Consider the following 24,579-nt stretch of genomic DNA (forward strand, 5'->3'; position numbering starts at 1 on the left):
GCTACTTCTCAAGGGTTCGTGGTGTCTCATCCTCGTCGCCGTCACTGGTCGGCTGTTTGTTGTCTCGCTCGACCTGACGAGCTTCGGCTTGCGACTTGCCGTACTCGAAGAGGAAGGGGCCAAATTTGATCCGTACACTGTCGTTACTCTGCCCCTTGGATACGTGAAGCGTGAGCAAGGAAATGCACAGCAGCGACAACAGTGCAACTAGGGTGATTGTCTCTTGCATGAAATGCCTTAACCGGCCGGTCAGCCCCGGAGCGTACTTGCCAGCCTTTTGGTCGAAGGCCGTGACAGGTGAGCTTGCGTCTCGGGATTACTCCACAAGCGCTGCCCTGCGTCACCTACGCGAGGGATCGCTGGGCTTCTAGATCGTGATCCGGCTCCGGGAGCTCCAGGAAGCTAAGCGGTTCACGTCAGAGCTCAAACGTCCTATAAGGCTTTTCCTCTTCCGCAACTGCTGTAGACAAGTCGAGTCAAGTGTGCCACGTGAGCGAGGTCGAAGCTAGCTCCAGCGTCGGCGCCCCTTGTAACGTGACGCGTTAGACCGCAGCCTCGGTGAGGATCGCGCGGGCGAGGATCGGTGGGATCGCGTTGCCGATCTGCTGGAACGCCTGGGTCCGGACGCCCTGCCACGGGTAGTCCGCCGGGAAGGTCTGGAGGGCGGCGGCCTTCTCGACGGTGACGCGGACCGGCTCCGAGCCGACCCCGCCGTCCTGGGGCCAGCAGAGCCAGCTCCGGGCATTCTCGGTGACGGCAAAGCTCGGCACGTCGGTGCCGCGGAGGTCGCGGGCGCGGTACTCGGTGCCGTTGATCATGATTGCCCGGCCGCCCGGGTCGACGAGCCGCGGGAGGCCGACGGGCCCGGCCGGCCAGCCGAGCGCCTCAGCCATCGAGACCCAGGGTAAAGGGTCGGGTCGCCGTAGGCCTATGTAACGCCCTTCGCGAGAGGCGGTGGGTCGGCACCGGGAGCGCGGCCGGGCCGGAGCGCTTCGCCACGAGGATCGCGCGGGAGCGGATCTGGGGGACGCCGAACTCCTCGCGGACAGGAGCCCAGGGTCGACGGAGTAACCCTCGCGGCGGAGGACGTCGGCGACGGCCTCCCAGACCGGGAGCACCGTGGCGACCTGCTCGAACGCGACCCACTGGGCCGGGAAGCCGAGGTCGAGGACGGCGAAGAGCCGCCGGAGCGGTTCCAGCACGAGGGCGATAAGCTCGTCGGTGAAGGTGGACGTGTCGACGGACTGGCGAACTTCGAGGCTCTTGATGCCGATGAGGACGAAGTCGGGGGTCTTCCGCCCAGCGTCCTTCCCAGCGGGGGAGAAGGTCTGGCACAGGCGAGGCGATGAAGCCGGGGACGCCGGCGCCGCAGGACTGTTCGCCGGGCCGACGGCCACGCCGATTGCGGCCAGGATCGCCGAGGCGAAGGTCAGGATCGACGTCGTCCGTAAGAAGGTGCCCGAGTTCCAGCCGTGGCCACCTCCGGTGTGCCGGAGGCGTAGCTGAGCACGAAAAAGCCCCTCTCCAGTCCTATTACGGGGCCGGGGAGGGACTCATTTCGTGTTTCAAGGGTTCTTGCGGAGTGAGGTGACGAAACCGCCCAGGCCGAGCCCGCCGCCGAGGGCGCCGATCCATCCCCCGGCTACCGAGGCGACGCCGACGACTGCCAGTGCAAAGATAAGCATTGCGCCAAGAAACCACGCGGGACCGATCTCTGTCGGCAGGCGGTCGATCAGCTTGTCGAAGTTGCCACCAGATCTAGGTGCGTCCGAGCCGTCGGTCGGAGGCGTCGGGGACGGGAGTGTCGCGCTCATGGCGACCATAATGCGCGTCCACGACCGAATACAGCAACTCCCCAATGGGGGAATAATTAACGTAGCGCCTCCGGGTACCGACGAGAAGTGATCTCCGTATTTTTCACCTGATCGGAGGACGGTGCGATCGGCCAACAGACTGCCAGGTATCCGTGCGATTAGTTTCGCCCTCAGGCGCGATCCTGGAACCAGGAGTTGACGATCTCGGTCGGGGCCCGATCAGGGATTTCACGGAGTCTGCCTGTCGACACATGCAGCGGTGAAACCGCTGCGGGGGCGGTCGGTGAACCAGGACACTCGAAGACGTCGGCCAAGTCGCGTCGATACCCGTAGCCGGGCCCGCCGCCTTGGGCGCCGCCAAGGGGCACGTAGCCACAGGATAGACACCACCACTGGTGCACTTGTGGTCCCGACAGACAGTCGGATCGGCCTTGATGACCGAACACATCAGGTCCCAGATCCGTGCGGCCATGCCGCAGGTGCCGATGTTGGCTCGGTTAACCTGCGTCTCGGTCGTGGCGTCGGCCGGCAGCGGCCGCGGGCATGGAAGGTGGGGGAGAGTACGTGACGGCGGACGTGCAGCTGTGGGCTCTGGGCCGCGCAGAAGTCACTGATGACGACGCAGGCGAAGGGCGATGGCCTCGGCCTCGCACCCAGTGCACCGCTGACCTCGACCACGCTGGTGTTCTGTTGCCGCGGCGTCCGTGGTCGCGGCCGCAGCCGTGGCTGGCCGCCAGCGGACCGGGCACGCGGGGTGGTGGCTGGGATCCGTGGAAGTTCGACGGCCACCGAGCCGGGCGCATGCGCACCGCGGACCTGTGCCAGGTCTGCGGAACGCCGCGGATGGACACCGTCTACATGCTGGCCCCGGTCGATCAGGTCAACACCATGGTGGAAATGTACGGCGGTGCCGTGTGCTCGCTGCGCTGCGCGCGGCTGACCGCCGCAGTCTGCCCGCACTACACCGCTGCCGGCTCACCGATCGCGATCTACGCCGTTCCCCGCCACGAACGGGTGGATCTGGTCGGCTGCGACCTGGACAATGACGACGAGTACGACGTCGACGGCCTCGAATCCGTATGCGTGTTGACGACCTGCTGAATCGCCGCCACCGCCTGCCCCCTGCCGACGCGCGAATACCCCAGTCGACGAGCCGGGTAGCCGTTGCGACCACCTCGCTGCGCCTGCGGCTACGCAACCTCGGCCTGACCAGCCTCACGGCTTGCACCGCCGCGATCCGCCAGCGCACCCGCAGGCGTCTCAAGGTGCCGATCTCGCGGGGTTCGCGCCGTCCTTAACCGGCCGGTTGGCGACCGCTAACCTCCGCCCGAAAGATCGGAGTCCCGATGTCTTCACACGCTGAGCGGCCTCGACACCACGTTGACGACGGCAACGACGCATGTGCGAGCGGTGCAGCCCTCCTCCGAGCAGCGCAGGCCCTGGGCATGCCGATGGACAACACCGGAAGCCCCGCCGGGTGGCCACGGCCACAGATCGAAGGACGACCCGTTCCGTGGCTCACGCCATGTGTCGGCGACTCCGTGGCCTGGGCTGATGTCCTCGAACGCAGGCTCGTACAGTGCGAGACGGATTGGCTTTGTCAAGTCTGCGGGGAGATGCTTCCAACCGCAGCTTGGGTGGTACTCGAACGCAGTGACATCATCGTCAGCGGCGCTGCGATGCACCGTCGCTGCCTTGTTCTCGCGCAACGCTGGTGTCCACGGCTGTCCGACAACCGTGAGCATTACGAAATTGCTGAAATCGCTCGCGACGAGCTCGGTCACGTTGACCACGGGCACTGAGCTGGCAACCATACGCGGCATTCCGTCACGAGCCACTGCTGTCAACGCTTCGGGAACCTTGACGCCGGGTGGTCTCGTTCGCGTGGCTGGACATCGCACCTGCATGTTCGTGAGAACGCTGCGATGGCAGACTGCTCCGTGGCGACTGGAGGTGCGCGCGAGACCGTCGATGCGCCCATGATAAGGAGTCTGAGCGTGGACGATAAGCAGGTAGGCCCTCCTGCGCCGAGACCATGTGCTTCTTGCCCTTATCGGCGTGATGTCCCATCGGGCATCTGGTATGCCAGCGAGTACGCGAAACTTCCTCGCTACGACGCTGAAACCGGGGCACAGCCTGGCGGCCTGTTCCACTGTCACCAGAACGACAGTGACGGCTCTCGTCGGCGCATTTGCGCTGGCTGGGCGGGTTGCCACGACGGTGACGAACTCCTTGCCCTGCGGCTGGCGGTTTTTTCCGGTCGTATCAGCTCGGCAACAGCACAAACTACGGTGAACTACCGATCGCCGGTACCCCTGTTCGATAGTGGCGCCGAAGCGGCTATACACGGCGTACGCGGCTTCGACGCCGCGGATTCAGGGGCTTTGCAGGCGATCGAGAAGATCCGGCGAGTTCGCGGCGACATCATTGAGGACCAGCCGTCCTAGCGTGGCTTCAGGCGGTTCCGGCGCGATCGCGACAACCGGGCTCCACGGGTCGGTCATGTCGCTCGCCGCCGAGTTCGCCGTCGTCGGCGTCGATGCCATCGGGGTACCCGTCGGACTGGCTCGGGGCGATGGTCCGGGCGAACTCGGCACCCTCGCGGGCGTGGTCCATGACGAGCCGGTGGGCCTCCGGCCGGTACAGCTCAATTGTCTGCACCATCTCCCGCTGGTCGATCAGGGCGCTCCGTGTCTTGATTAAGGAGAAGCCAGTGGAACCTTTGTCGTCAGGACATTGGAGGCCCGTGTGTCCGTGTACAGAGTCGTCGACTTCCGACGGACTTTCCCCGGCTCGTTGGGTTGGTAACGGGCAGGCAGTGACTGCGGCTGTCGTGTCGTATCGGCGGCGGTTCACGGCTCCGCGATGTGCGTGATCGGCAGAGGCGGGGTAGAACCGCTCAGCAACCTAAAATCGCTGATAGACACCTTCCGACGTGTTGGGCAACTCGTGGTTACGTCCCGAAGAGTCGAGAGTCGCCTGTTGGCTTCAGCCCATCAGAGGCCATATTTGTGCCCCGCAGATGCCGTCGACGATAATTTCTGGAGCACCCGTCTGCTGGTATCGTTTGAGCGCTGCGGTTGTTTCCGGACCAAAAACGCCATTAATCGGGCCGGGATCATATCCCTGGCGTCGCAGGCATCGCTGGAGCAACGCCACGGCACCACCCGACGATCCCTCTCTGATTACGGGTATCCCCTGCAAAGTTTCTGCTGGGAGCGCATTCCACGTCGCGGGTCCGACGATGCCGTCGGCAGTAAGACCCCGCGCGGCCTGGAAGTTCCTTACCGCTGCGACTGTCGCAGCAGTAAATCCGCCGTTAACAGGGCCGCCGTAGAAACCCTCTCTCTGGAGCACTCTTTGAAGAAGCTCCACGATGCTGTTTGGACCTGGCCGCTCGACGCCTGGTATTCCCCCAGGAAGAGTGTGGTAGGGGAGCATCTCTCTCCTCCATGCTCGCAGTTATGGGTGTTAAGAGTATGCCACGGAAGACAGCGGGTCGCATGTCGGCGGGTGAAATTCCAGGCAGCCTACCCAGACGTTCGCCGCGCCCCCAGGAAGCAGGTCAAACTGGCCAGTTATTTCAGTCAATGGGGCTCCGCTGCCCGATGCTGCACGTCAACCTCAAGATGCTCGCCCGCTCGACGAACTCGATGTCGGCCTGGTTGACCGCCGCGCCCGCGTCCAGGCCGAGGGTTGGTCGGCGAAATTGAGGGCATGACCTTGACCTTCCCATGAGCCAAGCGCGACGACGCCCAGCGTTGGTTACGGCGACGAGTCGTCGACCTGGGTATCCCCCTTCTCACGTGAACCGCTGACCAGCAGGACAAGTCAAATGACACCCCCGAGCGCCCAGCCAGTCGTAGTGCAGATAAGCGTGAGGTAGTGCCGGATCGCGCCGTCCGGTGCGAGGTCGTGCCGCCGCTTGATCGCGGCCACGACCCGCTTGGTCGCCGGGTCGAGTTCGACGTGCACCTCAAGCGGCGACTCGATCGTCACCAGCGGGTACTTGGCCTCGCCGGGGCGCGGGTTCGCGCCGACGATGGCGTAGGCGCGCTTCATGACCATCGCGGTGACGTGCGCCTGCTGGTAGCCCGCGTCCAGGTCGTTGTACTGGGCGACGTGGTCCAGCTCGGTGTCGTTGGCCGGCTGGCCGCCCAGCCGGAAGCCCTGCAAATCGATCCGTTCTTCCAGCGCGTCGACGACCAGGCGCGGCCAGTTGATCACAACCTGCCGCACTCGCTCGTCGAGCGTCGCTTGCAGCTCCGGGTGCATGTACGACAGCCGCTGGCGGCCCTCGTAGTACTCCAGCAGCCGCCACAGCTCCGGCAGCTCGTAGTTGTGCGCCAGGATCAGTCGGTTGATCCATTGCCGATCAACTTGGGAAGGCACGCCACCGACTGCCATGCCACCTCCCCATATTGTGCAGTGAACGTGGTAGAAGCAAGCATGCAAACTGCACTGATTAGCGCACTGACGGCGGCAGCAGTCACCTTGTTGATCGAGTACTTTGCAAAGCCTGCACTGGAGATGCGGAAGGATCGCTTGGTAAACGCGGCGCGCGCTCGGCGAGATATGGTCGCGACGCTCGGTTCTTTCGGAAATATAATGCTAAGAATAATGATGGCTGCCAGGAATGGAGACATGACGAGCATTGCTTCGTCATTCAAGACGCTGGACGACAAGGCTGCAAAACTGAGTGAACGCCACTCCGAAGCCGGGCAAGTTCTCACTTCTGAAGCATCTCTGATAGTCGACGAAGCCATTCGACATTTTCAAATTTCCATAATATTCATGGAATCGGTACTGAACGCTCTTCAGAAGGATGTCTGGACACCAGAAGGTCAGGAGCAAATTAAGCGCATCACTGGTATTCAGCTAGAAATGAGTCAAGCACTCAATATTGCCGCAATTGTATATCGGCCAAGAATACTGCGGCGAATAGGCTTTCATCGCAAAGGAGATCTCGCATATGCAAAGAAGCTATTGGTCGATCTTCAACCGAAAGAGTAGTTATCGAACGACCATGCGTCCCGAGCGGTCGTGCTTACGTGCTAGTTCTCGCCATCGAGTGATAGACATTACGGCGGTCGGCACGGCATCAATCCGCTTGCCGACGGCCTGACGGTCGGGTTTGTCGGGCCGCAGCTGGTCCGCGTCCCCGGCGGGGTGGCGAACCTCAACCGCGCGAAGCACCACTCGGCTACCGGGTTGGCGTGGTGGCTCCAGCCTCGGGACTTCGTGAGCGCCATCAGCTCGGTCATGCCGTAGGTGAGGCCGCGGTAGGTCTGCGGGATCGGCGCAAGGTCGAGCCGGGTCTTCTTAGGGATCGCCTGCCGGACCGGTTCCCCGGACCACTCGTCGTACCCGGCGGCCATGACCTTGAACGTGGCGCAGTCAGCGGCGATGTCCGCGTAGATCGCGTCGTAGTCGATGACGTCGCCAGGCGTGACGGTGATCCAGCCGCCCTCGGCCCATTGGGACACCCGGCCGTTGGTCCGCCGTCGAGGAACTTCACCGCGGCCTCGGGCAGCAAGAACCGCCACATCATCGACGGCGCGCCGTTCAAGCAGTCCGGGGCGAGCAGCGACCACGCGGTCATGTCCAGCTTGGCCGCGAGGTCGAGCCCGCCGTAGGCGCGGCGGCCGACCAGTTCGGTGCGCAGCCAGTCCGGCGCCGGGGCGACCGTGCCCGCGCACTGGCGGTAGAGGTGCTCGCGGGTCTTGAAGCAGACGGCGATCCAGTACTCGGAGTCCGTCGCCAGCCGGAACCGCTCGGCCCGCTCGGCGAGCCCGGCGTCTTGTTGGCGTCCAAGCTACTACAGCGATGACGCTGAGATCACCAAGCGGCCGACCGTACGCGCGGACGAAAGCCAAAATCAAGATCGAGCTCCAGCGGGGCATCACGCTCGGCGCCGGCGTCATCGACCTCGGCAACGGCCACGGCCAGCGCACCGACGAGGTGAAGGCCGAGCTCGTCGGCCCCGGTCTTCCGCGGTCGGGTACGACCGGCTCCGCGAGGTCGGCCGCGGCGCACCTCGAGCTGCTGCATCGGCAGCAGCGGCCAGCAGGAGACGGACGCGACGCAGCTGTGCGGCGCGTTCGGGCTCGGCGCATCGGCGGTCATGCAGGACTGGAAAGTCAGGCCGTGCACGATGGCTCGGCATGAGATCGCCGGCGACGTCCGGGAACAGTCTCTGGCCGAAGCGCTCACGGAGTCGTCCGTCGCATCCGCGTTGCTGTCGTGACGGTGCGCTATGCTGGCGGGAGCATTCAGGCTCGATGCCGGGTTCAGTCCCGACTCCCATGGCCCACAAGGGTAGGGAGAGCCCCACAATGTCACGGCTGTCCGGCGAGTTCGAGTCGGCGGTGGTGACGTGGGCGACGGACAAAGCTACGGACGGGGCCCGGCCACATATGTCGTGTTCGCACGACGGATCGGCCGGGATACTGGAGACCTCCACGTAGATGCGGGGGTCCGGGCCTCTGTGTCGCCCGGACCGACCGGTTCGGGGTACCCGGACCGTGCCGACGCGAGCCGTCGGCGCCGCACGATGGAGATCCAACGTGAGCGTTACTGTGGAAGACTCCCAGGGCATCGACGAGCCGAACCTGGGCGACAACCCGTTCCCCGGGGCCGACAAGCCTGACTGGACTGAACGTCTCGCGAAGGCGATCAGCGCCCGCACTGGCATGCCGATCGAGCACGCGTGGTCGATCGCGGTGTACGTCGTCCGGCCGAAGGACTACCTCCGACGACACGGCACCGAGTACGTGCTGGTCGACAGCGCGATCAGCGAAGACGACGGACTGGTGGTCTTCACTGCCCAGATGCACGGGTTCGCCGGCACGGCCGGCGAATACAACGAACGCATCCGCACCAGCTTCGACTCACCGCTAAGCGCCACGGCCGACCCGAACTACGTACTGCCGCGGTTGATCACTTTCTTCACTCCGAACGGGGAGCGAGCACCTGTCCTGACCACCGCCGACCCGGTCGACATGGACCGGCAGGCGCTGCTGTTCGAACGCATGGAGACGGCTCTCACCGAAGCCGACGGTGAGCGCGGCTACCGGCTGCGCGACGACATCGCCATCTTCGGGCAGAAGGAAACCACGCTGCACGCGGTGTTCCTGCGCCAGATCGCCGAACCCCAGGACGGTGGGACCACCGTGCGTGCCGTGCCGGACCTGACGGCGATCAAGGGCGCGAACCGGTCCCGCGCTCGCCTGGACCTGTTCGGCTTGAAGGCGTACGACATCGTCTTCGGGATCAACCCCTACCGCTTGATGGGCATCGAGCGGGACTACAAGACGGCGGACCCCACAAAGTGGGTGCCGGTCTTCGCGAAGCTCCTGAAGGAGGCCTACAGCAACCCGGACCACCCCGGCCACCAACGAGCACAGGAGGCTGCGAATGTCGCGACCGTCGAGGTCGGCGTCATCATCGGGGCCGGAAGTCTCGAGGGCTTCCACGCGCGGGTGTTCGACCCGAACAGGGTTGATCACCGCCGCCCGCCGCTGGACTACGCGCTCTCCGAGAAAGCTGCCTCCGATCTCCGAGCTGTCCTGCGGATGCTGAACACCGAGGGCCTGATCACCGAAGCGGACCGTGCGTGGCTGTCGGGTGAAAGCCGTGATCCGCATGAGACACCGGGTGAGCCGATTGTGGACCGCCGCGACCGCCGCGACCGCGCCCTGTTCGCGATCATGTTCCCCTCTGACGACGTCGATCGCCTCCGGCTTCGCCGGACCCTGGGCGAACCGGCGCCGAGCCAGACGGGTCGCCGACACGTCGACGCACGTACCCGGATGATCTCCGCGGTCATCAGCGACTCCTACATCCACCACTGGAACCCGCGCGTTCTGGACGGCGTCATGAACACCTCGGCGATCAAGACCGAGTCGTTCTCGTCCACCGAGACCTGGCGTGAGCTGCTGACAGCCGCCGAGGACGACCTGGAGGCGCTGAAGCGCTTCGTGCTGACCCGTGGCATGCACTGGCTGGCCGAGCACAAGATCGTCGAGGCAGACCGCGGGTCCGTCGGCGCCCAGACCGAGGACCCGGAATCCGAGACGCGTCGGATCCGGCGAACGCAGACCAGCATCCGAGACGCGCTCCTGCTGGCCCCGGCCCGCACAATCGGGCTGATGCGTGAGCTCGCGCGCGCGGCCAACGCCCAGGAACGACCACGGCAGGTCGACATCGACGGCGTTCCGGTCGACGACACCGAAGCGTCGAAGGCCTGGTTCGACACCGCCTTCCCGAAAACCTCGCGTCGGAAGACGGGCGACGACACGAAGCCGACCGACAACCCGCAGACTCCGCCCCCAACCCCCGGCCAGCTACTGCTGGAAGCCCGGATCGCCCTCGGGGAAGCCCTCCTCAAGGTGCTGCCCCAGGCACACGTGACGACGCTGGGCTTGGCGCGCGCCGCAGCGGAAGCCGCGGAAAAGGCCGACACCACCGCGTTGCAGGAGGAAATGACCGACCAGCTCAAGCTCTACAACGAGGCGCTCGCGGCGATGAAGAAGGACCAGAAGACCCTCGCTGCTGCCCTCTCCGTGCTGCAGCAGCCCGGTGCCGATCCCTCGGACTTCGAGTCGGCGAGCGATGAGTTCCTGACCCGGCAGGTGGACGAGTGACCCGTCAGATGACCGCCTTGCCGGCGGGGCCGGTTCTGCTGCGTCACGTTCTCGGACGCTTGCCCCTTGCCGCCGGGCGCTACGGAGTCGCCAGCTACCTCGAGCCGGTGCCCTTCGCCGACTTCGAGCGGTATGCCGATCTCGGCATCGTCACCGGGATTTACCTGATCACCGATATCGATCGTCGAGTCCGGTGGTTGGGCCAGGCGAGCCGCGATGACGACCTGGTCTCGCGACTCGCGGACCACTGGCAGGATCCGGCCAAGCGGGCGGTGTTCACGGCCGTGCGAGTGTTGCACCTTCGGGATCACACCCCGGTCGCCGCGGTCAACGCGATCGAAGGAAAGTGCGCGGACTGGCTGGACCTGCGCTCGACGATGCGGCCGGCGCGGGTGTGGCCGCAGGCGACAGACTGGCTGACGCTGGTCGCGTAGATGCTGGTGTTTGGTTGGCTTGCAGGCTGGCCAAGCACCAGCACCAATATGTTGCCTGGAGGGCGAAGCAACCAGCGTCGTACACGTCGACCGGGTGGACCATGCCGGCGCCGGGGGAGCGGGCTGTCAGAGGCACGCCGGTGGCCATGCGGCTCCGATCACTGCCGGGGCACGCCACCCCGGTCGCGGTTCGTTGACCCGATCGGTCCTAGGTTTGCCGCCGCGGTTTCGCGACCATGCCCCTATGCGCACGCGGGTCTGGTCACAACAGTTCCGCTATCGCTTGCGGCTGTGGCTGGCCGCCGGCGTCGTGCTCGGGGTGGCGACCGCGCTCACCGTCGTCACCGGGAGTACCACTTCCCTGCTCGCCGCGCTGGCGCTGTTCGCCACGGGATTCGCCGGTGTCGTCGCGCAGGAGCTGGTCAAGGGCGGGACCGGTCACCGGTTCTGGTCCGCCGACCGGCCGCCGTACCCGGGGTTGGAGGCATTCGCTCCGGAGGACGCCGCGGTGTTCTTCGGGCGGGCGGTCCCCACTCAGGACCTGGTCGACCGGCTGAATCCGGTGGTCCGCGAACACTCGCGGCGGTTCGTCGCCGTCATCGGCCCGTCGGGCAGCGGCAAGTCGTCGCTGGTGCAGGGCGGGGTGATTCCGGCGCTGCGGCAGCGGCGGACCCGCTGGGTGATCAGCCCGGCGTTCCAGCCGGGGAACCGGCCGGTGGCCGCGCTCGCTACGGCGCTGGCGGAGCTACCGCCCCTGCTGCGAGCCGAGGATCTCGAAGCCGCGCTCATGGCCGATCCTGCCGCGCTGGGGACCAGGGTCCACGAGATGTCGGGCCGGCACCGGCATCTGATCGTCATCGACCAGTTCGAAGAGCTGACCACCATGGCGGGTGCCGAAGAGCGCGACAAATTTCTCACGCTGGTGAGCGAGGCGCTGACGGCGAACCCAAATCTGTGGGTGATCGCCACCCTGCGTTCGGAGTTCCTGACCGACCTGCTGGAGTCGCGGTATGCCGGGCTGATCCAGCAGCCGGTGACTGTCGGCACACTCGACGCGGACACGCTGAGCGAGGTCATCGAGGGCCCCGCCGAGCTCGCCGGCGTCCGCTTCGCGCCGGGGCTGGTGAGCCGGATGGTCGCCGACACCGGCGGCGGGGATTCCCTGCCACTGTTGGCCTATGTGCTGCAGCGGCTCTACCTGCGCAGCCGCGGCCGGGGCGTGATTTCCGCGGAGGACTACGAACGACTCGGCGGCGTCCGGGGCGCGATCGCCACCCAGGCGGAGACCGTGCTGGCCGACCTGGCCGGCGAGGTCGCCGAGGACAAGGTGCTCAGCCTCCTGCGCCGGTTCGTCACGTGGGAGGGGCGGGAGCCGACCCGGCGCCGGGTCCGGGCCGCCGACCTGACCGACGAAGAACGGCGAATCGCCGACGCCTTCGTCGACGCCCGGCTGCTGATCAGCCGGACCAGCAGCGGGCACGTCGTCCTGGACGTCGCCCACGAGGCACTGTTCCGGTACTGGGCGCCGCTGCGCCAAGAGGTCGAATCGCACGCCGAGGCACTGCGCCGGCGCACACAGCTGGAACGCTGGGCCGGCGAGTGGCTGCGGTCGGGCAGGCTGCGGGCGTTCCTGCTCCGCGGCGAACGGCTGCACACCGCGATGCGCTGGGTCGCCGACAGCACCGAGCAGGCCGTCGGAGAAGTCGCCGAGTTCCTCGCCGCCTCCCGCGGTGACGACCAGGTGTGGCGAGACCGGCTGGCCGACTCGCTCGCCGCACAGGCGACTCTGACCTGCGAGCTCGACCCCGAGCTGGCCATCCTCATCGTGCTCGCCGCGATCGAGGAGTGCGCGCCGCGGCCGCTCGCCTTCCGAGCCCTGCACCGGGCGCTGTGGGCCTGCCGCCAGCGCGTCCTGCTGCGCGGGCACGACGACTGGGTGTGGGGAGTGGCCTGGTCGCCCGACGGGCGGACGCTCGCGTCGGCGTCGCACGACCACACCGTCCGGCTGTGGGATCCCCGCGACGGCACCGAGCTGCGCGTGCTGCGTGGGCACACCGACAGGGTCGCGACCGTCGCGTTCTCCCCGGACGGCACCCGGCTGGTGTCCGCCGCCCAGGACCGGACCGCGCGGGTGTGGGACACCGCGTCCGGCGCGGAGCTGCTCCTGCTCGCCGGGCACGAGCATCGGCTGGAAGCGGCGGTGTTCAGCCCGGACGGCCGGCTGGTCGCGACCGGTGCCCGTGACGGCACCGTCCGGCTGTGGTCGGCCGATGACGGGACCGGCCGTGCCGTCCTCACCGGACACGGGGACTGGGTGCAGGACGTCGCGTTCGCGCCGGATTCGGCGTCGCTGGCGAGCGGGTCCGGGGACGGCACGGTCGGCGTCTGGCCGCTCGCCGACCCGGCTCCGGTGTACCTGCGCGGGCATCGCGACTGGGTCGAAGCGGTCGACTGGTCGCCGGACGGCAAGCGCCTCGCAAGCGGCTCGCGCGACACCACCGTGCGGGTCTGGCACGCCGCGCGGGCCGAGCAGCGGCTGGTGATCCGCGGCCACGAAAGCGTGGTCGAGGACCTGGCCTGGTCGCCGGACGGGCTCCGCATCGCAAGCGCCTCGCGGGACACGACAATCCGCCTGTGGGACGCCGGCGAAGGCGAGGAGACGGCCGTGCTCCGCGGGCACGCCGACTGGGTCGAAGGGGTCACCTGGTCGCCTGAGGGCACCCGGGTCGCGAGCGCGTCGCGCGACGGAACGATCCGGATCTGGGACGCCGCGCCGTCACCGGAACGGCTCGGGCTGCGCGGCCACACAGGTTGGGTGCGGGCGGTCGCGTGGTCGCCGGACGGGCGGCTGGTCGCCACCGGCTCCCGCGACGGGACCGCCCGGGTGTGGGACGCCACGACCGGCGCGGAACTGGCGAACCTGCCCCACCAGGGCGAGGTCCGCGGAGTCTCGTTCGCCCCGGACGGCCGCACACTCGCGACCGCGTCCTACGATTACGTGGTTCGCTTGTGGGACACAGAAGCCTGGGCGGAGACGCGCCGGTTCACCGGCCATGAGGACGGCGTTCGGCGCGCTGTCTTCGACCCGGCAGGCACCCGCGTCGCCAGCTGCGGCCGCGACGACACCATCCGGTTGTGGGACGCGGGGACCGGGGACACCCTCGCCGTCCTGACCGGGCACCGGGCGATGGTCCGCGGCCTGGCTTTCTCGCCCGACGGAACCCGGCTCGTAAGCGGCTCGAACGACGGCACCGTCCGGCTCTGGTCGGCCGCCGACGGCACCGAGCAGGCCGTGCTCACCGGCCACTCCGACGCGGTGACCGGGGTGGCCTGGTCGCCCGACGGCATCCGGCTCGTCACCGGCGCCAAGGACCGGCGGCTGCTGGTGTGGGACGCGGCTTCCTGCCGGACCGAAGCCGACCTCGGTGAGCAGGAGGAAGTCATCCGGGACCTGGCCTGGGCTCCGGCGGACGGGCGCGTCGCGGTGGCGCTGGACGACGGCACCGCGCGGGTGTGGGACACCGGCGCGGCCGTGGAGCTCGCGATCCACCGGGGACACCGTGCCTGGGCGGAGGGCGTCGCGTGGTCCCCCGACGGCACCGCGGTCGTCACGGCGTCCGGCGACGGCACCGCCCGCGTCTGGCCGGTCCAGCCCGACACGGCCGCGCTTCTCGAACTCGCGCACAGCCGCGTTTTCCGTGCGCTGACCCCCGAGGAGCGCGATCGGATGCTCCTGCGCTGAGGCTGTGCTCGCCGAAGTGGAAGGAGTTGCTTCCACCACTGGGGGTCCGGCGGCCGCAGCGACCTCACCGCCGCGGCCCAAGCGCTCCGCGATTGGTCACGTCGAAGGGCGTATAGAAACAACCCGATCAGGTCGTACTGGTCGAGCATTGCCCCCCAGCGTGCCGACCGCAGTCACGTCAGAGAGCGTATGGGGAACGGCGCAAGGATCTGGTCCTGGACCTGCGCGAGCAGCGTGATCGACAGGCGCTGATCCAGCGGTCGCTGGCAGCCCGATGGTGTTCGAACCCGGCACACCGTGCCTTGGCCGGACGTCGGCGCGCAGCAGCTCGAGCCGTTCGTCGGTCACGGCGACCCGTAACGCCGCGGCCTCCAGCTGCTCGGAGATCTCGGCCAGCGTGGTGTCGAGCCGGGCGAGGGGCCGACCGAGCAGGCTCAACGCCCGCCCGAAGGCCAGTCCGCCGAAGGGGCCAGCATCGCCGGCTGCACGTGGGTATGCAGGCGAAGATGCGGCGCCCCGGTTACCGGTCCGCGAATCCTGTCTCAGAAGATCAGTAGTCACCGAGCCTTTTCCAACCTCACTCTGAACAGGTTGGGAGGAGTGCTCATGGCGTTCCGGGACAATGCTCTGAGCGGAGCAGACCGTAGACGAGCACATCGACATACTCGCCGTGTTGGAAGGACCTGCCGCGCATGACCCCTTCCCGGCGGAACCCCAGGCGTTCGAGGGCTTTCTGTTCGCCGAGGTTGCCGCCATTGGTGAGGGCTTCGATTCTGTTCGCAGTCGTGCGGCCGAACAGGTAGTCCACGAGCAGCCTCTGCGCCACTGTGCCCACTCCCTGTCTACGATGCTCGGGTAGCACCCCCACGCCGATCTCGTAGGTGACACCCGAGGGGAAGCCGCGGGGCTTCCAGGTGGCGATGCCGATAACCGTGTCGTCGGGCTGCGCGATCGCAACCGCCGCGGACTCGACGGAGATGTACCCGTCGATCTCCCATCGCTTGCGGCGTGCCCTCGGATCACCGAATCCGGGCCATTCGAACTCGCCGAGCGCATCGGGATCCGTACAGAGGCGGTCGAGAAAGGCGAGGTCGGCCTCGGTGAACGCCCTCAAGTGGACTGTGTCCGGGCGGTTCGTTGGAGTCATGAAGGCCAGTATCGCGCCCGGAACTTCCCCCGTCAGGCAGTGAGCCCTCCCCAACCTGGTTGCGACAGGCTGGAGTTGGACGGATCTCTGGGTGCTGAACGTGGCGAAGCTCCTGGTAGAGGAGAGCGCGACCAAGATCACTCGCTCGACCAGGAGCCTCGTCGTGCTTGTCTACCCATCCGCGATCGACCTGTCCAGTTCGCACCTGCGGTTCCTCGCCGGGCACTTGCAACGGCGTCGCCGCGAACGAGGCACTCGGTGGCGCAGGCTGCCGGTGCACCGCCAGGCCCTGCTCGTGCTCGCGCACCTGCGCTGCGGGGATACCTACGCACGACTCGCCGCCAGTTTCGGGATCGGCGTGGCCACTGGCTCCTGCCGATCGACCGGATCGCCGCCGACCGCCCCTTCTACTCCGGAAAGAACCGCAAACACGGGCTACTCCAGCCGAGCCATCCGCTCCTATCTGCGCCAGCGTCGCATCCCGGCGACCATCCTCGAACGCCGGGACCAACGAGCCACCCGGCCGCACCGCGGCCGGGCCGGTGGACGTCCACCGGCCCGGCCGCGGTGCCTGCCGGCGCCGCAACGTCGTCGAACGCTGCTTCAACTGGCTCAAACGATTCCGCGCCCTCGCCACCCGCTTCGACAAGACCGCCACCTCCTACCGCGGCCTCATCGACCTCGCCACTCTGATCCTCTGGCTTTGAGGGCAGGCCTAGCGGTGGTCGGCGCAGGTGTTCGCCGCCGACCACCACCGCGGGCCGCCCAGGGACGGCATTCCTCCCCTGAGACCCCCAATACCGGCCTGCCCCACTATGGTGGCTCTGCTGTGCACTACGGGAACACCTGGCAGGCCTGACTCCGGGATGGAGGTTTGCCTCTAGGCAAGGGTGAGGGAGACGGTGTAGTCCCGGTACGTGGCAGTAGACGACGATCGATGGGTGGGGTGCGAGCAGGCCCGGTCACGGGGCATGTGGGTACTGGCGGTGGTGGGCGCGGTGAGCGTGCTCGCGACGGTCGTCCAGGCGCTGCTCGAGCCGGGGATGCCGACCCTGCCGATCGTGCTCGCGATACCGTTTTCATATTTTGTGGTCGGGATGTTCGTGTGGTGGCGGGCGCCTCAGCATCTGGTTGCCCGCCGCATGCTCGCCACGAGCACGCTAGTGGCGGTAACTGCACTCGACGTGCCCGTCCATCGCATGGCGCGTTGGCTGGGAGGGGCTGCCGAAGAGGTTCTGCTGCGCTGGAAGTTGATCGGCATGCTCGACGACGCCGAGTTCGGTCTTGTCCTTGTCATGGTCATCGGCCTGATCGCATTGCTGCCGGACGGCCGGTATCGGTTCGCCTACGAGCGAGTGGCGCTACGCGTGTTATGGCTGTTACCGCCGTTGTATTCGCTGAATCGCTTACCCGGGCTACCGACGCTCTATCCCTTCCCGTGGCTGGGGAATTGGCTTTTGCTGCTGGGACCGGTGCTGTTGGTCGTGCGGTACGTTCGGCTTCCCAGGGCCGAGCGTCGCAAGGTGCGTTGGCTGCTGGGTGTGGCGGCGCTAGTGGCCGGGGCGATCCTGACGCCTTTGATCGTGATGCTGTTGCTCCCCGGGAACGTCATCGTCGTCCGGGTGCTGGGGCCGCTGGCTGTCGCGGCGGCCGCGGCCGGGTTGGTGGTGATCGGAGTCCGTTACCGCATGCTGGGCGCTGATCTCGGGATCCGGTGGACGACCCGGTACGGTTTGCTCTGGTTGATCTTCGGGCTCTCGGGTCTGGTCGCCGCCGCTCTTGTCAGTGACTGGGTGAGATCTGCTCTACCGCTCGCGGTAGCTGTGGTGGTACTCGCCGGCGCATACTCTGTCCGGATCTCGGTCGAACTGGCCGCCCGCCTCAGCCTGATCCAGCGCCAAGCAGGTGAATTAGCTGCCTCGCGGACCCGCATCGTGCAGGCGCAAGACACCGAACGGCGCCGCATCGAGCGCAATCTCCACGACGGGATTCAGCAAGAACTCGTCGCCCTGGTCGCCAAGCTGCGGCTGACTCGCAACAAACTCCCCCCTGGGGCAGACCAGGCCAGAGTAGTGCTTACTGAGGTACAAGACGATGTATACCGTGTGATCGACGAGTTGCGGGAGTTCGTCCACGGCATTCATCCGCCTGAACTCACCGACCAAGGCCTGGTTGCCGCAGTGCGATCCCGTGCCCGTCGTGTACCGATCCCGGTTACCGTCGTCGCCGAGCCTCCGGTGGACGCCGCACGATACGCCATCGACGTCGAGGAATCGGCGTACTTCCTCGTCTCCGAGGCGCTAACCAATGTCCTCAAGCATGCCCACGCGCCGCGGGCGACCATCCGGCTCGCGCTGGCTGGCGGGTTTCTGGTCGTCGAGATCACCGATGACGGGATCGGCAAGCCCGGCGGCTTCCGCGAGGGTTCCGGGTTGATCGGGCTTCGCGACCGCGTCGGTGCCACCGGCGGGAGTCTCGAGGTCACCGGTAGTCCCGATGGAGGCACCACCGTGCGAGCCCAACTACCAGCTCGGGAGGTCACCGCTAATGCCGAAGCGTGAGCACCTGCGGATTCTGATCGCCGACGACCACTACCTGATCCGCGAAGGCACCCGCAGGCTCCTCGAAGACTCCGGACAGATCACGGTTCTAGCCACTGTCGGTACCGCCGACGAACTCCTCACGGCCGTAGAACACGAACAACCGGACGCAGTTATCGCCGACATCCGCATGCCTCCCGAGCACCAGACAGAGGGCATCACCGCAGCCCACACCATCCGTAGCCGCCACCCGGATGTCGGCGTCGTCGTGCTGTCGCAGCACGCCAACGAGCACTACGCCTTCGCGTTGTTCCAACACGGAACACCGGGACTGGCCTACCTGCTCAAGGAACGCGTCGGCGACCTCGACGAACTTATCCGCGCCCTCCACGAGGTGGCCGAAGGCCGATCCGTAATCGATCCGCGCATCGTTGAAGTACTGCTGCACAGCCACCGTGCCGCTGACTCACCCCTCGCCCAGCTCTCTCCCCGCGAGCTCGACGTTCTGCGGCTAATGGCCCAGGGTAAAAACAATCGTGCGATCGCAGAAACTCTGACCCTGTCCGAATCCACTATCGAAAAACACGTCAACTCCACCTTTGCCAAACTCGGCCTGGCCGAACAGCCCGAACTCCATTACCGCGTCACCGCGGTGCTGACCTATCTCCGCCACGAATAAGACCTCAGCGTCATGAGGCTATTGATCTTGTCGTAGACCACCCGGCCCTTCACTCCACGTCCGAGCAGCCCCAGTTCGACCTCGTCCGAGTCCGAGGCTCCCCGTGGCGCGGCGTACAGCAGTTCGCCGCCCGGCAGGCTGACGTGGCGATGCCGGGATGGATGCGCCGGCACGCCGAGATCATGATCGGCCAGATCGACGACGGCTCATACGCCACCAGCGTGATGGTGCCACTGCAAGGGGGATCTTCACCAGCGGGCAACCACTGCGGATCGCCACGATGAGCGGCGAACCGCTGGCCGGCTACGCGGCTCGGCTCCGGCAGCGGCACGGCGGCCCGGATGGAGTCTGGATGCTCGGATATGCCGGGGAGCTGCGCGAGGTCCGCCTCGCCGCCCAACGCATCATTGGTCCGATAGGCCAACCTGGGTCATCCACGTCAAAAGCTGCTCACGACTGTCTCTGCCCAGTCGTTGCCAGACAAGTGAACCATCTGGCCGAAAGAAAGTCGTCTCGGATTGGCCGTAGTCGGCGACGAGGTCCTCAGCGATACTGCGAGCGGATGCCAGGAGTTGTTTTGGATCCTCGGCTACTGAATGTAATGGCACCGTGAGGTGAGTTGGCTCATCCGAGCTACGCTCCACAATGGTGTCGAAATCGTCTAGAAAATTCTCGTTCGCCGGTGCGCTCAAGTCCGAGCGAACGGCAATTGGGCCGGCGGTCCTTGCCAGGATGTCGACATCGCCATATGCACCCGACCAATTGGCGTATGATATGGCAAATTGAAGCAACCCGAGCACTCCGAGCTCAAGCATCGTGAAGTTGAGCCTCGGCGTGGAGTCCTGGGTTCCCCTGGTGATGCCTACCCGGATGAAGCAAGACCCGTCGGTATGCCACTCGGCGAAGACAAGAGAGTGAGCTATGCGTAGCCGCCCTCGAAGAACAAGTGGCTGACGACCAAGGAAACCTCTTGCGAGTTCGGATAGTGGCGCGCATCGCGAAAGCTCGCCATAGAAGCCTGCTATCTGATTGATGAATGCATTGTCCACACGGCGCTCGGCTGGGACAGCCGGAACGGCCGCCAGCTCTAGCCATAGATTTGAGTTCTCGGCACGTGCTCCTGAGAGCCAGGCGCATCCCTGATCAAACACCCGACGCACGTGAGCGACATGTTCTTGTGCTTGCCGAAAACGGTCTCGATAGCGAGCTGCAATCTCCGTTTCCTCCAGCCATGCAGTGGTCCTACCAAGACGCAAGGCGTACGAATACTCTGGCCGTGTCGACCGTCGCACCGCGTGTGGCGCCAACGAGCTACGTGGGATGCCAAGCAGGTAGTAGCCTGATCCCGGTGTTCCTGGATCTTCTACGGTCCGGATCTCAACTGCCGGATGCATGGGCACCACCCTTGACCGGAGCCCCTGGTACATCTTGTTGATCACGTCGTCGCCGTTGGCAAGATCCACCACCTGTGGGTTGGCCGCGTTGCCGTTCGCATCTTCGGCGATGCCGATCACAAGGAGGCCGCCCTGTGCATTGGCCATCGCTGTGACGTCCTTCGCGAGTTCGTCCAATCCGTCCTTGGTGGTCGTGTAGGAGTTCTCTGACTTGAAGTCGAGTTGAACATCCTCGGCGACCCGCTCCACACATGCGCCCTTCAAGTCTTCGGCGGTAAGGTCAGCAAAGTCGGCACCAAGCTTGGCCGCGATGCGTGGCAAGTGCACTGACATGTCGTCAGCCTAGGCTGCCCGCCGGGTCGTCGCGCAGACGACACGACCCGTCGTCAACCGGAAGCGGCGATCTGTGCGCAACTCGGCGTCGAGGTCCCGGCGACTCACCGGGACGCGGTCGCCCTCCCGGTCGCTGCCGACGTGCTGGTCGAGGACGGCGACAGCTACCGGCTCGCCGAACACCCGCCGCTCGCGGCGGACCGCGTCACCCTGCCGGAATGCCTGGCCACGCAGGTGGAGCGGGCGGCCCCCAGTGCCCGGTACACGTAGGCCGCGGCGGACCTCACCAGTGTTGCCGCGTGGGGCGATCCCGCTCCGGTCGGCGACGTCGCGGAGCGGCTTCTGGTCGCGCCGGGCGAGGTTCCCGCCTTGCTCGCTTTCGCCGTGTCGGACCATTTGGTGCGGCGAGTCGGCGAGGGGGTCGTGGCGCTGCCACGGCGGTCGGTGCCCATGCCTGTGTCCGGTGCCGTCGCGGTCGGAAACCCGGCCACTGTCCCGGGAATGCCGCCGCGGGCCGGCGTCGTCGGCGGGAACGGTGAGGTCACCGTGTGGCGGGCGGGCGAGCCGGTCGTTTTCAGCCGTGTCCCCCGACCATCACCGCTATCGCGCGCACGAAACGCCGGTGGGGATCGTTGTGGCGACGTCGGGTGAGTCCGGGGATGCTGGTGCGGTGGGACGGCACCACCGAGCGGCTGCCGGTCGACCTCGGGTTCCACCCGGTGCGCAGTGCCGATGGGCGGTTCCTGGCTGGGGTCGAGCACCATGTGGGGCGCCGGTCGTGGGATCGGCCGCATCTGCTGGACGTCACCACCGGCGGGGTCGCGTCCCTGCCCGCGGCCGACGAGCTGACGCGCCGCGCGCTGGCCGTCATCGACGGTGCGCTGTACTACTCCGATGGCTCCCACATCGGGAGCCGAACGTTCCGCTGGCGCCCGGGCGCCGACCCCGAACCGCTCGCGCCCGGCCTCTGGAACGTCGATCCGCTCTCCGGCGCGGCGCTGGAACGCGGCGCCGGCGGCGTCTTCCGGCACGGCCCGGACGGCACCCGGACCCCGGTGCCGGCCGACCGGCAGTACGAGCTCGCCCCAGGTGGCGAGCTGCTGTACGCATTCCAGTACGCGCCGCCGTCGGTCTGGCTCCTCGACGACGGCGCACCGGAGGAACACCCGTTGCCGGAGGGCTGCGACCTCAGCACGGCGATCCCCTCGGCCCCGTTCTGGGAGACACCGACGACGCTGGTGTTCACCGGCGAGCGCGGCGGCACGAGCCGGCTGGTGCGCTGGGACCTGCGGTCCGGCCGGTTCGACCACTACGACCTGCCCGCCGTAGCCGGGTATCGGCCGTTCGCCGTCCAGCCGATCCTCCGTCCCGTCGCAGGTTGAGACGCGGCGTCTTCTGCCGCTGACCGTGCAGCGAGACACACGCACCGTCGAGCACGGACGTAAGGGGCCGCTCCTGCGTCGGCACTTCCGTCTTGGCAGAGGAAACCGCTCGGCGACTACTGCGGTTCAGACACACCTGCCTCGAGTACCGCGAGGTCGCGCACCGCGTAACGGTGGTGCTCGGCTTCTTCCTTCAGTACAACCTTGAGGCAGCGGCGCACGACGTACTCCTGCTCGGGATACGAGTCAGCCGGTTTGCGACCGCACACCCGGTCAAGCTCGGCCGCGGTGAGCCCGTCGACGACACGCCGCATCGCGGCCATGCGGGCGAGCCGCGGCTCGAGCACCTCGTCGAGCGTCGGGGTGGCTTCGAGGGTGAGGCCGAGCTTCGCCGCCTCTTCCGGCGGCGTTCCCCCGGCGGGGAAGCCCAGCGGGTGGTAGGGCGCTTCCTCCTCGAGCACGGCGTTGCCGAGCCAGGCATCGCCGGCGAACAGCAGATGCCGTTGGGTCTCGACGAACGACCACTCGCCGTCGACCTGTTCGTGCAGTGTGGCCTCGGGCAACAGCCTGGCCCGGTCGAGCGTCGCGCCCCACAAGGTCTCGATGGCGCCCCAGGCGGCCCGGTAGTCCTCGGGAGAAGCCGCATTCCGCGCCAGCGCCCGCTCGGGGTGCCGGCGATCGAGTTCGGCCTCGACGTAGGCGGTCACGTCGACGTCGTTGACGACGAGGCGCTCGAAATAGCCGCCGAGGTAGACGTCGCTGCCGTAGCAGTCGACGATCTTCAGGCCGGTCACCTCGCAATCGCGGATCTCGAGGCCGGTGAGGTTGCACAGGTGGATACGAGCACCGCGGAACTGGTCGCTCTGGACGTATTCGGAAACCATCGACGCAGTCTCGCGCACCCGTCCCACCCGCGCCACGTACTGAAGCAGCGCGGCCTCGTCACAGTCTGAGAAGTACGGCCACTGCTCCCGACGCGCCCGACCGTAGGTCGCCGACCAGGTGCGGAGGGCAATGCCCGGTGTGATGACTCAGCCGATGGCCGCGGATTCGACGATCGGTTCGCCCTGGACGACGTGAGGCAGCCGTGCAAGATAGGGGCCGACGTTGTCGTCGACCCACGTCGTCGTGCCCACTGCGACGTTGATCGCATCCACCACGGCCGGGTCGTCGACGACCAGTGTCGCGATCGCCTCGGTATCCGAAGCGTCGAACGAGAACCGCACGAATCCCGGTACGGTCCTCGCGACCTCGAGCCACCGTTCCAATGCGATCCTAAGGCTCTCGTCGACCGGGCGTTTCAACTCGAAGCACATCACGAGCGCCGTCATAATTGCGACACTACAGAGACTCTGGCCGTGTAGGACCTGCCGCACCGTCGGCGCCCGGTAAGCCGCACCGCCGCGTATCTGCGGCCTGATTTGGCACGTGAGCCGAGTTTCTGTCGTTCGATGTCCGGCGACGGACCTGGAACGCACTAGGCGGAGACCTCAATTAGTCCAACAGTTGATCACGACGCCCTCGTAGCCCGCACGAGGACGCCCTCGCGCCCAGAACAAGACCTCGAACAGGCCACGTCGAAGGTCTGGTCTCGTTGCAGACCTTCGGGGGACCTGAAGAAGCCCAGCATCGGACCAGCACGGGTCCTTGGAGTCCATGGCTCTCCGCCTGCTGACATCGGCTTATCAGGACTCATGAGGGTCTCGTTCGGGCCTTGCGCTCGACACGGTCCAGCCGACTCGCCTGCTGGCCGAACCGATGGAGTCGGGCAGGCGTTCAGCCTCGTGCGGCAAAACTGTCGGTGGTGGTCGGTACCCTGCGCGCATGACACCAGGCCAGCCGGCAGCCTCCGAGCAGCTGCTGCGGAAGGAGATGGCTCTGCTCACCGCGGAGTTCGCAACGGAACAGGCGCTGGTGAGCCTGCGGCAAGCGGTCAGGGACGGCCGGACCGCCGACATTGCGCAGTGGGCGGCGCTCGCGACCGAGGCTGTCATGGAGGCTGTGAGACTGGTTGAGGTCCCCGCCGAGAGCGCTGGCGCCTTCACGACGAGCCGGGACTTGGTGATCAACGCCCTGGATGTGATGGCCAAAGCCGTTGAGGCTGACGACGCCGACGGCGTGGTGAGCCGTGGTGAGCTGGTCGGCGATGCCGTGGCGAACTTCGCTGTGTTCCTCAAGGGCTTCCAGAGCTGAAGGGGAGCCCGCTCAGGGGAGCAGCTGCACACCGGAGGGATGCATGCTGGCCCGGGCCACCCTGGGATGCGGGTTAAGGTCCGTCCATGGGATTCGACTGGGAAAGCATCGTCGGCGCAAGCGGAACCGGACTCGATGATGCCTACGATGCCGCGGTGTCGGCCGCCATGTACCCAGACGAGCCCACGGCGGAGGTGCGCCGGTCATTCCCGGGCGGGGAAGCGGACGGCGAGACGGACGGCTCGAGCTCGTGACGGGGGCCTGTCTGCCAGCGAT

Annotated in this window: 25 protein-coding genes and 3 pseudogenes; 15 read left to right on the top strand and 13 right to left on the bottom strand. The window is 66.8% G+C overall.

Annotation, left to right across the window (positions count from 1 at the left end):
* Position 1: 1 nt before the first annotated feature.
* From CF165_RS51375 to CF165_RS50540, 3 genes are all read right to left on the bottom strand, one after another.
* Positions 2-229, bottom strand: coding sequence for a hypothetical protein (locus CF165_RS51375; protein ID WP_158226879.1), 228 nt, complete (start codon positions 227-229; stop codon positions 2-4).
* 313 nt (positions 230-542) lie between these two features.
* On the bottom strand, positions 543-893 hold the full coding sequence (locus CF165_RS38500; RefSeq protein ID WP_093952530.1) for a DNA cytosine methyltransferase: 351 nt from the start codon (positions 891-893) through the stop codon (positions 543-545).
* Between the two features lie 672 nt (positions 894-1,565).
* A complete protein-coding gene (locus CF165_RS50540) occupies positions 1,566-1,814 on the bottom strand; it encodes a hypothetical protein (RefSeq protein WP_143268754.1) in 249 nt (82 codons plus the stop codon).
* A gap of 564 nt (positions 1,815-2,378) precedes the next feature.
* Between CF165_RS50540 and CF165_RS50545 the strand changes: the two genes are divergently transcribed.
* Positions 2,379-2,915 (top strand): hypothetical protein, encoded by a 537-nt coding sequence (locus CF165_RS50545; protein ID WP_143268755.1) that lies wholly within the window; start codon positions 2,379-2,381, stop codon positions 2,913-2,915.
* A gap of 251 nt (positions 2,916-3,166) precedes the next feature.
* Here the strand turns inward: CF165_RS50545 and CF165_RS52155 are convergent, their stop codons facing one another.
* A complete protein-coding gene (locus tag CF165_RS52155; protein ID WP_205661084.1) occupies positions 3,167-3,598 on the bottom strand; it encodes a hypothetical protein in 432 nt (143 codons plus the stop codon).
* A gap of 213 nt (positions 3,599-3,811) precedes the next feature.
* On the opposite strand from CF165_RS52155, the gene CF165_RS52160 reads away from it, so the two are divergent.
* Positions 3,812-4,261, top strand: coding sequence for a DUF6283 family protein (locus CF165_RS52160; protein ID WP_205661085.1), 450 nt, complete (start codon positions 3,812-3,814; stop codon positions 4,259-4,261).
* A 7-nt stretch (positions 4,262-4,268) separates the two neighbouring features.
* Here CF165_RS52160 and CF165_RS38520 read toward each other — a convergent pair whose 3' ends face one another.
* The 3 genes from CF165_RS38520 to CF165_RS38530 form a co-directional block, all read right to left on the bottom strand.
* On the bottom strand, positions 4,269-4,478 hold the full coding sequence (locus CF165_RS38520; protein ID WP_093952534.1) for a hypothetical protein: 210 nt from the start codon (positions 4,476-4,478) through the stop codon (positions 4,269-4,271).
* A gap of 324 nt (positions 4,479-4,802) precedes the next feature.
* The gene (locus CF165_RS53880; RefSeq protein ID WP_093952535.1) at positions 4,803-5,255 is read right to left on the bottom strand and encodes a peptidoglycan-binding domain-containing protein; all 453 of its coding nucleotides are present in this window, start codon (positions 5,253-5,255) and stop codon (positions 4,803-4,805) included.
* A 390-nt stretch (positions 5,256-5,645) separates the two neighbouring features.
* Positions 5,646-6,221 carry a phage portal protein gene (locus tag CF165_RS38530; protein WP_240521966.1) on the bottom strand — a complete coding sequence of 192 codons (576 nt, stop codon included), beginning with the start codon at positions 6,219-6,221 and terminating at the stop codon, positions 5,646-5,648.
* 21 nt (positions 6,222-6,242) lie between these two features.
* On the opposite strand from CF165_RS38530, the gene CF165_RS50550 reads away from it, so the two are divergent.
* Positions 6,243-6,827, top strand: coding sequence for a hypothetical protein (locus CF165_RS50550; RefSeq protein ID WP_158226881.1), 585 nt, complete (start codon positions 6,243-6,245; stop codon positions 6,825-6,827).
* A gap of 68 nt (positions 6,828-6,895) precedes the next feature.
* Here the strand turns inward: CF165_RS50550 and CF165_RS38535 are convergent, their stop codons facing one another.
* Both CF165_RS38535 and CF165_RS38540 read right to left on the bottom strand, forming a co-directional pair.
* Complete coding sequence (locus tag CF165_RS38535) at positions 6,896-7,300, bottom strand: hypothetical protein (protein WP_093952536.1); 405 nt, start codon at positions 7,298-7,300, stop codon at positions 6,896-6,898.
* Between the two features lie 352 nt (positions 7,301-7,652).
* Complete coding sequence (locus tag CF165_RS38540) at positions 7,653-7,940, bottom strand: hypothetical protein (protein WP_143268757.1); 288 nt, start codon at positions 7,938-7,940, stop codon at positions 7,653-7,655.
* Between the two features lie 440 nt (positions 7,941-8,380).
* Between CF165_RS38540 and CF165_RS38545 the strand changes: the two genes are divergently transcribed.
* The 4 genes and pseudogenes from CF165_RS38545 to CF165_RS54125 all read left to right on the top strand — a co-directional run.
* Positions 8,381-10,459, top strand: coding sequence for a hypothetical protein (locus CF165_RS38545; protein WP_143268758.1), 2,079 nt, complete (start codon positions 8,381-8,383; stop codon positions 10,457-10,459).
* The gene (locus CF165_RS38550) at positions 10,456-10,893 is read left to right on the top strand and encodes a hypothetical protein (protein ID WP_143268760.1); all 438 of its coding nucleotides are present in this window, start codon (positions 10,456-10,458) and stop codon (positions 10,891-10,893) included. Before CF165_RS38545 ends, CF165_RS38550 begins: the two co-directional genes overlap by 4 nt.
* A 244-nt stretch (positions 10,894-11,137) precedes the next feature.
* Positions 11,138-13,984: pseudogene (locus tag CF165_RS38555) on the top strand (nSTAND1 domain-containing NTPase); the annotation flags it as partial.
* Positions 13,985-14,083: 99 nt separating this feature from the next.
* Positions 14,084-14,635: pseudogene (locus CF165_RS54125) on the top strand (WD40 repeat domain-containing protein); the annotation flags it as partial.
* 604 nt (positions 14,636-15,239) lie between these two features.
* On the opposite strand, the gene CF165_RS38560 reads toward CF165_RS54125, so the two are convergent.
* Positions 15,240-15,923 (bottom strand): GNAT family N-acetyltransferase, encoded by a 684-nt coding sequence (locus CF165_RS38560; protein WP_240521967.1) that lies wholly within the window; start codon positions 15,921-15,923, stop codon positions 15,240-15,242.
* A gap of 22 nt (positions 15,924-15,945) precedes the next feature.
* Between CF165_RS38560 and CF165_RS52165 the strand changes: the two are divergent.
* The 4 genes and pseudogenes from CF165_RS52165 to CF165_RS38575 all read left to right on the top strand — a co-directional run.
* Positions 15,946-16,220, top strand: a pseudogene (locus CF165_RS52165) (transposase family protein); the annotation flags it as partial.
* Positions 16,221-16,243: 23 nt separating this feature from the next.
* Positions 16,244-16,489, top strand: coding sequence for a transposase (locus CF165_RS53515; protein ID WP_276209753.1), 246 nt, complete (start codon positions 16,244-16,246; stop codon positions 16,487-16,489).
* Positions 16,490-16,780: 291 nt separating this feature from the next.
* The gene (locus tag CF165_RS38570) at positions 16,781-18,343 is read left to right on the top strand and encodes a sensor histidine kinase (protein ID WP_143268761.1); all 1,563 of its coding nucleotides are present in this window, start codon (positions 16,781-16,783) and stop codon (positions 18,341-18,343) included.
* Positions 18,330-19,001 (top strand): response regulator transcription factor, encoded by a 672-nt coding sequence (locus CF165_RS38575; RefSeq protein WP_093952543.1) that lies wholly within the window; start codon positions 18,330-18,332, stop codon positions 18,999-19,001. Before CF165_RS38570 ends, CF165_RS38575 begins: the two co-directional genes overlap by 14 nt.
* Before the next feature lie 404 nt (positions 19,002-19,405).
* Here the strand turns inward: CF165_RS38575 and CF165_RS38580 are convergent, their stop codons facing one another.
* Positions 19,406-20,728, bottom strand: coding sequence for an AlbA family DNA-binding domain-containing protein (locus CF165_RS38580; protein ID WP_093952544.1), 1,323 nt, complete (start codon positions 20,726-20,728; stop codon positions 19,406-19,408).
* 141 nt (positions 20,729-20,869) lie between these two features.
* Between CF165_RS38580 and CF165_RS53520 the strand changes: the two genes are divergently transcribed.
* Both CF165_RS53520 and CF165_RS38585 read left to right on the top strand, forming a co-directional pair.
* Positions 20,870-20,998: a hypothetical protein gene (locus CF165_RS53520; RefSeq protein WP_276209752.1), complete on the top strand. Its 129-nt coding sequence runs from the start codon at positions 20,870-20,872 to the stop codon at positions 20,996-20,998.
* A 389-nt stretch (positions 20,999-21,387) separates the two neighbouring features.
* A complete protein-coding gene (locus tag CF165_RS38585) occupies positions 21,388-22,110 on the top strand; it encodes a hypothetical protein (RefSeq protein WP_093952545.1) in 723 nt (240 codons plus the stop codon).
* A 116-nt stretch (positions 22,111-22,226) separates the two neighbouring features.
* Here the strand turns inward: CF165_RS38585 and CF165_RS38590 are convergent, their stop codons facing one another.
* Both CF165_RS38590 and CF165_RS38595 read right to left on the bottom strand, forming a co-directional pair.
* Positions 22,227-23,021, bottom strand: a complete 795-nt coding sequence (locus CF165_RS38590) for a DinB family protein (RefSeq protein ID WP_240521968.1) — start codon at positions 23,019-23,021, stop codon at positions 22,227-22,229.
* A 120-nt stretch (positions 23,022-23,141) separates the two neighbouring features.
* Positions 23,142-23,441 carry a hypothetical protein gene (locus CF165_RS38595; RefSeq protein WP_093952547.1) on the bottom strand — a complete coding sequence of 100 codons (300 nt, stop codon included), beginning with the start codon at positions 23,439-23,441 and terminating at the stop codon, positions 23,142-23,144.
* Positions 23,442-23,934: 493 nt separating this feature from the next.
* Here CF165_RS38595 and CF165_RS38600 point away from each other — a divergent pair, with 493 nt between their 5' ends.
* Together CF165_RS38600 and CF165_RS51850 are read left to right on the top strand one after the other, a co-directional pair.
* Entirely contained in the window at positions 23,935-24,303 is a 369-nt protein-coding gene (locus tag CF165_RS38600) for a hypothetical protein (RefSeq protein WP_143268762.1), read from the top strand.
* An 86-nt stretch (positions 24,304-24,389) separates the two neighbouring features.
* Positions 24,390-24,557 carry a hypothetical protein gene (locus CF165_RS51850; RefSeq protein ID WP_167441702.1) on the top strand — a complete coding sequence of 56 codons (168 nt, stop codon included), beginning with the start codon at positions 24,390-24,392 and terminating at the stop codon, positions 24,555-24,557.
* Positions 24,558-24,579: the final 22 nt, after the last annotated feature.

Origin of the sequence: Amycolatopsis vastitatis (assembly GCF_002234595.1) — a bacterium.
Classification (GTDB): Bacteria; Actinomycetota; Actinomycetes; order Mycobacteriales; family Pseudonocardiaceae; genus Amycolatopsis; species Amycolatopsis vastitatis.

What these genes read in the sequence shown, in the direction of transcription:
- CF165_RS51375 (WP_158226879.1), bottom strand. Translation starts at nt 229, where the DNA reads ATGCAAGAGACAATCACCCTAGTTGCACTGTTGTCGCTGCTGTGCATT.
- CF165_RS38500 (WP_093952530.1), bottom strand. Translation starts at nt 893, where the DNA reads ATGGCTGAGGCGCTCGGCTGGCCGGCCGGGCCCGTCGGCCTCCCGCGG.
- CF165_RS50540 (WP_143268754.1), bottom strand. Translation starts at nt 1,814, where the DNA reads ATGAGCGCGACACTCCCGTCCCCGACGCCTCCGACCGACGGCTCGGAC.
- CF165_RS38520 (WP_093952534.1), bottom strand. Translation starts at nt 4,478, where the DNA reads ATGGTGCAGACAATTGAGCTGTACCGGCCGGAGGCCCACCGGCTCGTC.
- CF165_RS53880 (WP_093952535.1), bottom strand. Translation starts at nt 5,255, where the DNA reads ATGCTCCCCTACCACACTCTTCCTGGGGGAATACCAGGCGTCGAGCGG.
- CF165_RS38530 (WP_240521966.1), bottom strand. Translation starts at nt 6,221, where the DNA reads ATGGCAGTCGGTGGCGTGCCTTCCCAAGTTGATCGGCAATGGATCAAC.
- CF165_RS38540 (WP_143268757.1), bottom strand. Translation starts at nt 7,940, where the DNA reads ATGACCGCCGATGCGCCGAGCCCGAACGCGCCGCACAGCTGCGTCGCG.
- CF165_RS38575 (WP_093952543.1), top strand. Translation starts at nt 18,330, where the DNA reads ATGCCGAAGCGTGAGCACCTGCGGATTCTGATCGCCGACGACCACTAC.
- CF165_RS38580 (WP_093952544.1), bottom strand. Translation starts at nt 20,728, where the DNA reads ATGTCAGTGCACTTGCCACGCATCGCGGCCAAGCTTGGTGCCGACTTT.
- CF165_RS38585 (WP_093952545.1), top strand. Translation starts at nt 21,388, where the DNA reads ATGCTGGTGCGGTGGGACGGCACCACCGAGCGGCTGCCGGTCGACCTC.
- CF165_RS38595 (WP_093952547.1), bottom strand. Translation starts at nt 23,441, where the DNA reads ATGACGGCGCTCGTGATGTGCTTCGAGTTGAAACGCCCGGTCGACGAG.
- CF165_RS38600 (WP_143268762.1), top strand. Translation starts at nt 23,935, where the DNA reads ATGACACCAGGCCAGCCGGCAGCCTCCGAGCAGCTGCTGCGGAAGGAG.
- CF165_RS51850 (WP_167441702.1), top strand. Translation starts at nt 24,390, where the DNA reads ATGGGATTCGACTGGGAAAGCATCGTCGGCGCAAGCGGAACCGGACTC.